This is a genomic window from Bacillus sp. ISL-77 (assembly GCF_018613105.1).
The window spans coordinates 107,350-118,682 of record NZ_JAGGQY010000039.1; the positions used below are offsets into that span (position 1 = coordinate 107,350).

Here is an 11,333-nt window from a genome sequence, read left to right on the forward strand (position 1 = left end):
TAGCTGGATTGGATGAAAGATGTTTTTTCCTTTTAATATCAAAAGTAACTAGTATTCTCATTAATAGTTCTAATAGGGGAGAGGAAATCGTAGAATTGAGGAAAAGGACAAGGGAGGGGCTTTGTTGGAAGTCCTAGTTCACAAGAAACCTAATGGGTCCTATACACATCTGTTGAATTTAGTTCCTCCCCCCATATATACCAAATTAATTCGTACACTTCAATAATTAGCTTATCCAGGTCTCCTTCGACTCTTTCATTTGCCAATTACCATCTTTGTAGTGGACAGTACCTTCTACACCAATTGCACCTAATCCTGACCTATATTTAGAACCTTCAAAGAAAACATTGTTATTTAGTTTAAAATCCATTTTCTCTAGTCTAAGGAGTACACCATCCAAAGTCATTTTATCTGCATTGTAGTATCCTTTTTCTTTCAGTTCATCAAAAGTGGCATCCATTACATCAACTTTATATTTATCTTTGAAAAAGTTCATAATTTCTTTTTTATCCTTTTTACTTAATCCATCGTCGAAATTGCTCATATCAATAGCAATAAATTTCATTTCACTACTCAATGCCTCGTCTTTTTCCATGATTGCGTCCAACGCAACGCTGTATATTTCTCCTAAATGTTCCTCCGGTTTTACTCCAAGGTTACAAGCAGTGAGAAAGAGCGATATGATCATTAGAATGGAAGCAAATTTAATTTTCAATTTTATGCCCCCCTTTCATTAACTAATACTAGGGCTTTTTTGGATTTGGAGTTCCTTTTTAAAGAAACTTCTAAAACCTACAAATGATAACTCATGATGATAAGTTCCCCTTTGTTCCCCATCGTTCACCTTCATCAATAAATCCACATTTTTTATATAAGTCTTGTGCGACAGTATTTTGAAGTATCAATAGGTTTAATTATTGATTGGTCTTCTCCTTTAATAAATGAAGCTTTCATTTCCGTATTAAATGATAAGTGCACTAGGGCATCCCGCTGATTTGAATTTCCATATTGATTTATAGATTGTGCTAATGAGTATATAAAATTTCAGGGTTAAGACAATCCTCCATCTCAGTAGGGGTAAATAATCCTGTTGGGTTTAATCTTTGTAGCTCAATATTTTGCTTTCTATCGTATTGCATTCTTGCTATTCTTACTTTATCTCTTACTTCACAAGGCATATTGATGGTTTTTAGGACATCATCTGTATCTATTAAACAAAGCACTTTACTATTTAATGCTTTAATTTCACCTTTTTCTCCAAAAGGAGCAAAAAGATATTGATACAATTTTACAACATTTCCACATCCACCAACTGCAAATATTTTTAAATTATTTATATCCTTTAGGTAATACTCTAAATAAAGTTTATCATCGCTGCCTTCACATATTATCCAATTCGTACCATCAGCCCTCATTGAACTTAATATTGAAGAAGTAAGCTCAAAGTAACTTTTTATAATTATATCCTCTGGTAAAGAGCCTCTCTTTTCAAAATAATTATTTAAATCATAAGAGTTTATTTTAATTCTCTTACCCTCTTTACGTTCAATATATTGAACATTTCCTGTGTCTGTTACCGGAAGCGAACCATACCAATGGGTCGTTAATAATAATTGATTTTCGTTTGAGAGTTTTTGGAGTCTTTCAAATTGACTAAACGACTTGGAAATATGTAAAGAATTTTCCGGTTCATCACCTTCCAGTAACTTAATTCTTGCTTCCTGTCTCTCGATAATTTCTGCTTGAGAAAGTTCTCGTTTTAAAGGCCTGCCGGTGTCTGTTTTCCGTGCATCTGAGAGTCCAATTAACCCATCTTTTTCATAAGCTTTTTTCCACCTATATGCAGATTGTTCAATCCGCTTCATGCCTAAAATGTTCATATCAAAGCCATTCTCCTCAAAGATTTGCCTAGGGAGTTTACCAGCCAGTTATTCATCCATCAATCTATTTTTAAATACATCTGTATATGTAATAGTTAAACTGCTTACACGTTGTACATTTGGGTTTTTTTGAAGTATTTTTATTTCTCTAGTTGAAAAAATTATTTTGCTCATAGTCGTTCCCCTAATCCTCATATTCATAAGACTTAAGTATATAAAAAAGTACCTATAGATGGAACACTCTTTTTCAAGTGTCCTATCTATAGGTACCATATTATTTTATCGGCACCCTTTTTCTTTTTATAGTAATTCTTTGGCGGCTGCTGCTATGTCTTTCTGGGTTAGTTTGTAGAATTCTTTTAGGTATTCGAGTTTGCCGACTTGGCCGAATTGTTCTTTTACTCCAATGCGTCTCATTTTGGTTGGGCAGTGTTCGCTTAGGACTTCGGCTACTGCGCTGCCTAGCCCGCCAATGACGTTGTGGTTTTCGGCGGTTACGACTGCTTTTGTTTTCGACGCATACTTGACAATTAAGTCTTTATCAATAGGTTTAATCGAGAACATATCAATGACAGTAGCTTCGATTCCATCCTCGTAAAGCAAATCTGCCGCTTTTAAGGATTCCGCTACCATAATGCCGCTTGAGATAATGGTAACGTCGGCGCCTTCACGGAGAACCTTTCCTTTACCATCTTGAAAAACTTCATTCTCATCGTAAAGCTTAGTTGCATTTTTGCGGATCGTACGGATGTAATGGATACCGTACTCTTTTTCAATTTTTCGAAGCAAGTAACGAAGCATGGTGGAATCACTCACTTCATACACCGTAGCATTAGGAAGGAGGCGAACAAGACCAAGATCTTCGAAGGCCATATGGGTGCCGCCGTTATGCTCGGCTGTTACACCCGCATCAGATCCCAAAATCTTAATGTTGGTTTTCGCATAGACGCCTGAAACGAAAAGCTGGTCAAAGGTCCTTCTTGTAGCGAACTGACCGAAGGTATGGACGTAAGGAATCTTCCCTGTCAGCGATAGACCTGCAGCCACTCCCATCATATTGGCTTCCATAATCCCGCTGTTAATAATTTGCGTTGGAATCTGCTTAACAATTTTATTTGTAGAGATAGCACTCATTAAATCAGCCTCTAATGCGATCACATTGGGATTGCCCTTCGCCAATTCAACCAACGTATTTGCATACATTTGCCGCATTTCCACTTTTTCTAGTTCATAGCTTTTGGATGGTGTTTCAATCATACTGACACAACCTTTCCAAGTTTGTTTTCCAATTCTGCAATTGCACGCTTAATGGCAGCTTCATCCTCTTCACTAGGACGGATATGATGGTTATCAGCCTTTTCTTCTAAATAGGGAACCCCTTGCCCTTTAACGGTATCCAAAATAATTGCAATCGGCTTCTCTGACTGACGTTTTCCCTCTTCAATCGCTTCATATATTTGTTCTAAGGAACGACCGTCGACTTGCAGTGTGTAAAAACCAAACGCTTTAAACTTCTCCACAAAGTCAAGTGGGTCAATAATATCCTTCGTTGGACCGTCTAGCTGCTTTTTATTGTCATCAATAAATACAAAGAGATGATTCAGCTTATGGTGTGCCGCGAATTGCGCTGCCTCCCAGCACTGCCCTTCGTTCAATTCTCCATCACCGACGATACAATACGTATAATTATCCTTATTTGATAGTTTATGAGACAGAGCGACACCAACAGCCGCGGAGATTCCCTGCCCTAAGGATCCCGTTGTCATATCCACACCAGGTGTTAAATTCTTATCGGGATGAGAAGGAAGGGTGGTTCCGTTTTGATTTAAAGTATAGAGAACTTCTTCAGGAAAGTAGCCTTTTGCCGCTAACGTCGCATAAAGACCAGGCCCGCCATGACCTTTTGATAGAATGAAGTAATCACGATTCTCCCATTTTGGATCTTGTGGATTCACCTTCATCACTTCACCATATAAAACCGCCAATACTTCAATAATTGATAAGCTGCCGCCGTAATGCCCAAAACCGAGATGATACAATTCTTTTAATGTCTTAAGCCGAATCTCATCACGAAACGCATCTACTTTTTGCAAATCCATTTTCTTTCCTCCTTTTTTTACTCAAAAGTTGGGGGTGATTCAGTTTGTGAAACACCCCCAATGTCCTATGCTCCTACTTGTTGTGAATCAGCTGTAGTTTTATTTTTTTTGAAAAAACCATATACAACTGTCAAGACGACAAGACCAACAACGGTAACACTAACACCTGTTGCACCAAGGGAATTTGCAATATTTCCAAGAAGAATTCCGGAAGCTGCAAAGTCCGCATCAGAGAATGTTGTACTTGCAAAACCAAGATCGCCAAGTACTGGCATTAAGAATACAGGAAGGAAGGTAATCAACAAACCATTGGCAAACGATCCAATCGTCGCACCGCGAACACCGCCTGTTGCATTACCAAATACTCCAGCCGTTGCACCTGTGAAGAAATGTGGAACAACACCAGGTAAGATAATCACTGCTCCTGCAAACCCAAGGATGGCCATTCCGACGATACCGCCAAGGAAGCTGCAGAAGAACCCGATTAAAACTGCATTTGGTGCATATGGGAATACAATTGGACAGTCAAGAGCCGGCTTAGAGTTTGGAACTAGTTTAGTAGAAATCCCTTTAAAGGCCGGAACAATTTCAGCTAACACAAGTCGAACACCTGAAAGGATAACGAAAACCCCTGCTGCAAACGTAACACCTTGAATAATAGAGAAAACAATATAATGAGTGCCGCCACTTAATTCTTTTTCAACATAAGATGGGCCTGCAAAAAGAGCAATAATCACATAAAGGATGACCATCGTTAATGAAATCGTTACAGAACTATCACGCAAAAATCCTAGACCTTTAGGAAACTTAATATCTTCTGTAGAACGTGATCCCTTACCAACTACTTTCCCGACAAGAGCAGACAATACATAACCTAAGCTTGAAAAGTGGCCAAAACCTACGTTGTCGTTACCCGTAATTTTTCTCATAAACGGCTGACAAATTGCAGGGAAAACAGCCATGATTAAACCTAAAGCAAGGGAACCAACAATAATCAGTGGTACTCCTTTTAAACCAGAAACAACTAAGATAACTGCAAGCATACATGCCATGTATAAAGTATGATGACCCGTTAAGAAAATATATTTTAATCTAGTAAAACGAGCAATTAAGATATTCGCTAACATCCCAAAGAACATGATAAAAGCTGTAGCACTGCCATACTTGGTTAATGCCATCGCAACAATCGCCTCGTTATTTGGTACAACCCCGTTTACGTTAAAAGCTTCTTCAAACATTTTTCCGAAGGGTTCAAGCGATCCAACGATAATTCCAGCACCTGCAGAAATAACGAGAAAGCCTAAGAACGTTTTCGTTGTTCCCTTCACAATATCACTTGCCGGCTTTTTCAAAATAACAAGACCAACTAGTGATATTAACGCAACTAGAACAGCTGGCGTACTCAAAATATCCATCAATAATTTAAGAATTCTTTCGCCCATAGTATTACCTCCTCATAGTTTCCAGTTATTAAAGCAATCCTTTTTGTTGAAGCACGTCCTTCAATTTACTGCGAAGACCGTCCATATCGATAATGCTCTCAATCACGACAACCTCTCCTAAATGACCCATCCCTTCTGCAATATCCTTTGCTGCGATAAAAAGATCAGCTGAATCCGGAGTCGCAGAGCTAAGGTCAGAATGCTCGACTTCAATTCCGCTAACGCCTAACTCACCAAGGATTTGTTGCACATTCATCTCCAACATAAAGCTGCTTCCTAAACCTGAACCACAAACGGCTAATATTTTCATTTGAAATTCCCCCTATAATAAATTAAAAATTAAACCACTACTGAATAACGCTCAAATAATTCAAGAATAATTTCTGTTGTCTCTAGTTCTTTTAAAAGCCCAACATTATTGTTCTCACTGAGAAGCTTCGTTAATTGAGATAACGCCTTAAGGTGTGTTGTATTATCGATGGCCGCAATACAAAATATTAAGCGGACAGGATACTTTTCATCATTTAAAAAATAGACCGGCTCATCGAGCTTTAAAAAGCTCATCCCTACTTGATTAACTCCTGATTCAGGTCGTGCATGTGGAATGGCGACTTCTGGACCAATGACAACATATGGACCTAACGTCTTGATATTGGTAATCATCGCATCGATGTAGGATGACTCAATAGCCCCTGACTCTAGCAGCGGATTGGCTGCTACTTTTACAGCCTGCTCCCAATTAGAAAGCTGTCCAACAATTTGAATCGTATTCTCTTTCAGTAAATCGCTTAACACTGGTTGATTCCCCCTCTGAATATCTACCTTTTTGTGAAAGGTTAGTTGATTTAAAGCATGGGTTAAGCCTTTTTCATCATAAACATTGGCATAGCGCTGAATCGTTTGAATCAACTCTTTTGTCGAGGTGTCATGGTATTGAATCCCAAAAAGATGATGATACACTTCATTGACCAAGCTGTTCTTTTCCGTTGGTGTCATAATCGGCTTTACATAAAAGCATGGCAGCTTCGACTCGAGCTCTACCGTTGAAAAAAGAAGATCATATTGATCCACATTCTCCCTCTGATATCCTTGCAAGGACAATGTTTTTTCGACGATGATTTCGGAAAAAAGCGATTCCAACAGGTGTTTTACCATCAAGGATGAGCTAATCCCACTTGGACAAACGACAATCGCTCGTTTCTTTTTCGGTACGACCTGCTTCGGCTTTTCCAGCAATGCTCCAAAATGAATCGTGATAAAACCAATTTCTTCTTCTGGAATTCTGATACTTAATAGTGATCCAATCGGCTGAAGCAATTCTTTGACAATCGTATAGAGCACATGATGTTCTCGCTGGATTTGGTCGAGCAACGGATTCGTAATCGGAATCCGATATTTCATTCGAAAATAAGCTGGCTTAAAATGCTGATACAAGGTGTTGATGACATCGTTCTTTTTTTCGAAAGCAATCGCTGCTTTATTTTCAAAATCAAAGACAAGCTGTTCACATAATTTAAAAAGTAAGTCCCAGTCTCCGTCATGAACGAAGCGGTTCCCTAAAGACAGACCCAGCAATTGGGTGGTGAAATAACCTAGCTCATTTTCATCTTCCTCAAACTGAAGCGAATGAAATAATGATTTTGCCACCTGCCACATATGTTCTTTTTTCAATAATTCGATTTCATCATGATGAAACCTAACAAACTTTCTTTCTCGTTGACGATAATAGTAGAAAACGAGAAAATACGTAAATTGGTGTAATCGTTCCTCGACAAAATGAAGATCGAACAGCTTTTCCATTTCCGTAAGCGTATGTTGAATCGTATTCAATGGGATTTGTTCCGTTCGATCACTTACTAAATGATTGATCAGTTCTTTATAATACGGAATGCGTATCAACTCAGCTAAATGGTGCTGGACAAGTACCCGCTTATCTGACTCTGCACCTGATAGATGGTAGCCCTTTTGCCTGGAGTAGCGTATTTCAACCAGGAAGGACAGGTTCCTTTCATTTGCCTTTTTCACGTCTGATATAACTGTGTTCTTACTTACCTGTAACAGCTGGGTTAAATGGACCGATGAAATCGGCTCTTGCCTGATAAAAAGGTAAAGGTAGATGAAGATCAAACGTTCCTCTTCTGTTAAAATAAAATCGCGTTCCTTCTCTTCTATTTGTTGTTTTCGAAAAAAGTCGACTACCTCTTCCGGCATGACAATATAGTGATGTCCCCTGTAAGGAATCGCTGGAAGTGCTCGCTCTTTCAACCAATGATTGACTTTCTCCAAATCATAGGAAATCTGCCGCTTGGTTAATTGAGTTTGATCCATGACCTGATTCATGGTGGTATTCTTCACTTTTAAAAGATGTTTCAGTAAAAGTGCGGGACGTTTATCAATCATCATCGGGTCTCTACCTCCTGAAATAATCATATAATAAAACGCTTTCAAGCTGTTGGGTGATTGGGAATAATTACTGTTTGAATAATCTGACAAAATTGTTCTCATCTCCCAATCAGACAAATCATTGTCTCATGATGGACAATTGTGAATATATTCACTATAGTAGTTTTAAAAAAAGAGCAGGTGAAAAGAGTATGTTTTTAATGGATTATCATCATCACACCAATCATTCCTTTGATTCCACCGCTAGTATGGTAGAAGTATGTAAAAAAGCAGTTGAAAACGAGATTCAAGAAATTTGCTTTACCGAGCATTTCTCCGTTAATCCGCTTGCGCCAACCTACGGACACATGGTTTTTGAAAAATATTTAAATGAGATTTGGTTTTGTCAGGAACAATTTAAAGGCCAATTAACCCTAAAAGCCGGAATTGAACTTTGTGAGCCTCATCTTTTAAAAGATCAATATGATGAAATACTACAACCACTAGATTTAGATTTCATCCTGGGCTCCGTCCATAATCTCAACAACCAGAAGCTTCGTCTGGCCCTCAAAGAAGATCATCCAACCGCCTATGAACGGTATTTTAATGAACTATATCATATGATTTCAACAGCGGATATAGATATCCTCGCCCATTTCGATTTAATGAAACGGTATGCCTATAAAGAACATAGCCTTTATGATTTTCATGAATATCAAGAAATCATCGAGCAAATATTGAAAAAAGCGATTGATAGAAATATAGGAATTGAGATTAATACCTCTGGACTTAGAACGGGATTAAAACAGACATTACCATCGGTCGAAATCATCCAACTGTATAAACAGCTAGGCGGTGAAATTGTAACGATTGGTTCAGACTCTCACACCGCTGAGTCTGTTGGTGCCAACCTCACAGATGCGCTTTCTTTAGCGAAGGATTGTGGATTTAACTATATTTGTAAATTTGAAAAAAGAAAGCCGATACCGGTAAAAATATAAACACATATTCCAATTGATACCAAAAACATTGAATTTTTTAGTATAATCAAATAGGTGGTTAAGTATTTTTATTCTTGTGTTGGGGGTATTGTGATGTTTGGTGCAGTTGAAGCGGGCGGTACGAAGTTTGTTTGTGCTGTGGGAGATGAAACAGGCAAAATGATCAAGCAAATTCAGGTACCAACGACTGTCCCTGAGGAAACGATGTCACAGGTGATTGGATTTTTTAAGTCCTACGAGCTTAAGGCTATTGGAGTGGGGTCATTTGGACCAATAGATATTAACCGAGAAAGTGCCGGATACGGCTCTATCACCCCGCCTAGTTAATGAACATGCCTTGCAAACAGAATAGGGAGTTCCTGTTTAATGGAACTCCCTAATTTTTATGGTATTCAATTAAAAACCAAGTAAAATTTATGACCTTAAACAAATACATCTAAAATTAAAACTAGGATAAAGGCGACAAAAGAAAGGAGCGTTTCCATAACTGTCCATGTCTTGAATGTTTCTTTAACAGTCAATCCCATATATTCTTTTACCAACCAGAAGCCTGCATCATTAACATGTGAAAGCATTAATGAACCTGCACCAGTAGCAATAACTAATAATTCGAGGTTAACACCTGACATATGCTCCACTACTGGAGAAACAATTCCGGCTGCGGTTGTTAGCGCAACAGTTGCTGAACCGGTAGCGACTCGGATTAATCCCGCAACTAGGAAGGCTAGGACAATCGGTGATAAGGACATTTGCTCGGACATTGCTGCAATCGCTGTCCCTACACCGCTTTCAATTAGAATTTGCTTGAACGCACCGCCTGCCCCAATAATGAGAATAATCGAAGCTAATGGTAATAAACATTCTTCCGTTAATTTTTTAATTAATGTCCTATCCATACCCTGGCGGTAGCCCAAGAAGAAATAGGCTGCAAAACATGAAATTAGTAAAGCAATAACCGGGCTGCCAATAAGCAATAGAAATTTTTCAATAGCACCTGGCAGTGAAAGATATGGGGCAATTACCGTTAACATTATTAATAAAACAGGCAGCAAGATAATGAAAAACGAAATCGCTATACTTGGTAATCCGCTTGACTTTGTCACCACGCGGATTAATTCCGGTTCTCCAACAGGAGTTACCCGTTTTTGAATCCATTTTGAAAATAAAGGTCCGGCAATGACGGCCGTTGGAAAAGCAATAATTAATGAATAAAGCATTACATGTCCTAAGTTTGCATTATAAATGCCAATCGCTGTCATCGCACCAGGATGCGGAGGAACTAATCCGTGCACAATCGACAATCCGGCAAGCACCGGGATACCAATTAATAGAATGTTTTGTTTAGTAGATTTGCGAATCGAAATAACCAAGGGCAGCAAGATTACTAGACCAACCTCAAAAAACACAGGAATCCCAATAATAAAACCAGAAAGAAGCATCGCCCATGGCAGGTATTTCACACCGAATTTTTTGATAAAGAAATCGGCTACTTGCATGCCCGCACCTGAGTCAGACATCATTTTACCTAAGATGGTTCCCAACGCTAAAATTCCAATTAGATGTCCAAGGACAGCGCCCACTCCCGTTTCATAGGCTGTGACAATCTTGTCCATTGGTACGCCAGAAAAAACAGCTAGAAACAGGCCGGCGACAGTTAAACTAATAAATGCATGCCATTTCCACCACGATACTCCTAAAATTACGATTACAATGGCTGCCAACGTAATACCTATTAAATATAAACTCATATTTCCTCACTCTCCCCTAAGAAATCGCTTACATACTATTCAAAAAAATGGGTTACTGAATGGAATCATTATAATTAACAATATAATTTTGTTTACCTGTATTATAGTAACCCACGCTATATTCCAATACATTTCCTTCATCATCACTGGAACGACGAATTCTTTTTAACACCACTGTGTCTTTTTCTACGTTTAATCTTTCACTAACATGACTAGGTGCAATCGAAACGGCAAACTCATCTCGGAATGATTCCAGTCTAATGTTTTGCTCTTCTAAAAAGCGGTACAAAGATCCGAAATTGACATCCTCTAATTCTTCCTCACTTATGTCTAATAAGATGTAATGAGTGAAATGAATATAGGGCTCGTTGTCCAATAAGTAGAGTCGTTCAATTTGGACACAATGGCTTCCAAATAAAGAATAAAGTTCCGAGTCCGGAGACAATTCAGCCTTTTTAATATTTAACACCTTTTTGGTGATGTGGTGGCCTTCTTCTACTAATAGTTCCGTAAAGCGTTTCCCTTTTGAAAGCTTCGCAGACGATACATTCGCAATGACCTTTGTTCCTTTACCACTTTTCTTCTCCAGATATCCTTCTTGAGCCAGTTCTTTAATGGCATTCCGTACAGTAATTTTGCTTACATTAAATTCTTCTTCTAATTGAGGCTCGGAGGGAATGTTCGTGTGAATTGCATAAACACCATGTAAAATACGATCCTTCAATATTTCTTTTATTTGTAAATACATAGGTCCCTTTTTTCGATTCACATTCATTCCCTA

Annotated in this window: 10 protein-coding genes and 1 pseudogene; 2 read left to right on the top strand and 9 right to left on the bottom strand. The window is 38.4% G+C overall.

Annotation, left to right across the window (positions count from 1 at the left end; translation table 11 throughout):
- Positions 1 to 226: 226 nt before the first annotated feature.
- From J7E77_RS16775 to J7E77_RS16805, 7 genes are all read right to left on the bottom strand, one after another.
- Complete coding sequence (locus J7E77_RS16775; protein ID WP_214715849.1) at positions 227 to 715, bottom strand: peptide ABC transporter substrate-binding protein; 489 nt, start codon at positions 713 to 715, stop codon at positions 227 to 229.
- Positions 716 to 1,025: 310 nt separating this feature from the next.
- Positions 1,026 to 1,880: a helix-turn-helix domain-containing protein gene (locus J7E77_RS30650; RefSeq protein ID WP_251026618.1), complete on the bottom strand. Its 855-nt coding sequence runs from the start codon at positions 1,878 to 1,880 to the stop codon at positions 1,026 to 1,028.
- A 300-nt stretch (positions 1,881 to 2,180) separates the two neighbouring features.
- The gene (locus tag J7E77_RS16785) at positions 2,181 to 3,137 is read right to left on the bottom strand and encodes a transketolase family protein (protein WP_214715850.1); all 957 of its coding nucleotides are present in this window, start codon (positions 3,135 to 3,137) and stop codon (positions 2,181 to 2,183) included.
- On the bottom strand, positions 3,134 to 3,979 hold the full coding sequence (locus J7E77_RS16790; RefSeq protein ID WP_214715851.1) for a transketolase: 846 nt from the start codon (positions 3,977 to 3,979) through the stop codon (positions 3,134 to 3,136). The genes J7E77_RS16785 and J7E77_RS16790 overlap by 4 nt, the downstream gene beginning before the upstream one ends.
- A 65-nt stretch (positions 3,980 to 4,044) precedes the next feature.
- The gene (locus J7E77_RS16795) at positions 4,045 to 5,421 is read right to left on the bottom strand and encodes a PTS ascorbate transporter subunit IIC (RefSeq protein WP_214715852.1); all 1,377 of its coding nucleotides are present in this window, start codon (positions 5,419 to 5,421) and stop codon (positions 4,045 to 4,047) included.
- Between the two features lie 28 nt (positions 5,422 to 5,449).
- Positions 5,450 to 5,731 (bottom strand): PTS sugar transporter subunit IIB, encoded by a 282-nt coding sequence (locus tag J7E77_RS16800; RefSeq protein ID WP_214715853.1) that lies wholly within the window; start codon positions 5,729 to 5,731, stop codon positions 5,450 to 5,452.
- A 29-nt stretch (positions 5,732 to 5,760) separates the two neighbouring features.
- Complete coding sequence (locus J7E77_RS16805; RefSeq protein ID WP_214715854.1) at positions 5,761 to 7,824, bottom strand: BglG family transcription antiterminator; 2,064 nt, start codon at positions 7,822 to 7,824, stop codon at positions 5,761 to 5,763.
- Positions 7,825 to 8,015: 191 nt separating this feature from the next.
- Between J7E77_RS16805 and J7E77_RS16810 the strand changes: the two genes are divergently transcribed.
- Together J7E77_RS16810 and J7E77_RS16815 are read left to right on the top strand one after the other, a co-directional pair.
- Complete coding sequence (locus J7E77_RS16810) at positions 8,016 to 8,804, top strand: histidinol-phosphatase HisJ family protein (protein WP_214715855.1); 789 nt, start codon at positions 8,016 to 8,018, stop codon at positions 8,802 to 8,804.
- 93 nt (positions 8,805 to 8,897) lie between these two features.
- Positions 8,898 to 9,119: pseudogene (locus J7E77_RS16815) on the top strand (ROK family protein); the annotation flags it as partial.
- Positions 9,120 to 9,226: 107 nt separating this feature from the next.
- Here J7E77_RS16815 and J7E77_RS16820 read toward each other — a convergent pair.
- Complete coding sequence (locus J7E77_RS16820) at positions 9,227 to 10,552, bottom strand: GntP family permease (RefSeq protein ID WP_214715858.1); 1,326 nt, start codon at positions 10,550 to 10,552, stop codon at positions 9,227 to 9,229.
- Between the two features lie 52 nt (positions 10,553 to 10,604).
- The gene (locus J7E77_RS16825) at positions 10,605 to 11,327 is read right to left on the bottom strand and encodes a GntR family transcriptional regulator (RefSeq protein ID WP_214715859.1); all 723 of its coding nucleotides are present in this window, start codon (positions 11,325 to 11,327) and stop codon (positions 10,605 to 10,607) included.
- Between the last annotated feature and the right edge of the window lie 6 nt (positions 11,328 to 11,333).

What these genes read in the sequence shown, in the direction of transcription:
- J7E77_RS30650 (WP_251026618.1), bottom strand. Translation starts at nt 1,880, where the DNA reads ATGAACATTTTAGGCATGAAGCGGATTGAACAATCTGCATATAGGTGG.
- J7E77_RS16785 (WP_214715850.1), bottom strand. Translation starts at nt 3,137, where the DNA reads ATGATTGAAACACCATCCAAAAGCTATGAACTAGAAAAAGTGGAAATG.
- J7E77_RS16790 (WP_214715851.1), bottom strand. Translation starts at nt 3,979, where the DNA reads ATGGATTTGCAAAAAGTAGATGCGTTTCGTGATGAGATTCGGCTTAAG.
- J7E77_RS16795 (WP_214715852.1), bottom strand. Translation starts at nt 5,421, where the DNA reads ATGGGCGAAAGAATTCTTAAATTATTGATGGATATTTTGAGTACGCCA.
- J7E77_RS16800 (WP_214715853.1), bottom strand. Translation starts at nt 5,731, where the DNA reads ATGAAAATATTAGCCGTTTGTGGTTCAGGTTTAGGAAGCAGCTTTATG.
- J7E77_RS16805 (WP_214715854.1), bottom strand. Translation starts at nt 7,824, where the DNA reads ATGATGATTGATAAACGTCCCGCACTTTTACTGAAACATCTTTTAAAA.
- J7E77_RS16810 (WP_214715855.1), top strand. Translation starts at nt 8,016, where the DNA reads ATGTTTTTAATGGATTATCATCATCACACCAATCATTCCTTTGATTCC.
- J7E77_RS16820 (WP_214715858.1), bottom strand. Translation starts at nt 10,552, where the DNA reads ATGAGTTTATATTTAATAGGTATTACGTTGGCAGCCATTGTAATCGTA.
- J7E77_RS16825 (WP_214715859.1), bottom strand. Translation starts at nt 11,327, where the DNA reads ATGAATGTGAATCGAAAAAAGGGACCTATGTATTTACAAATAAAAGAA.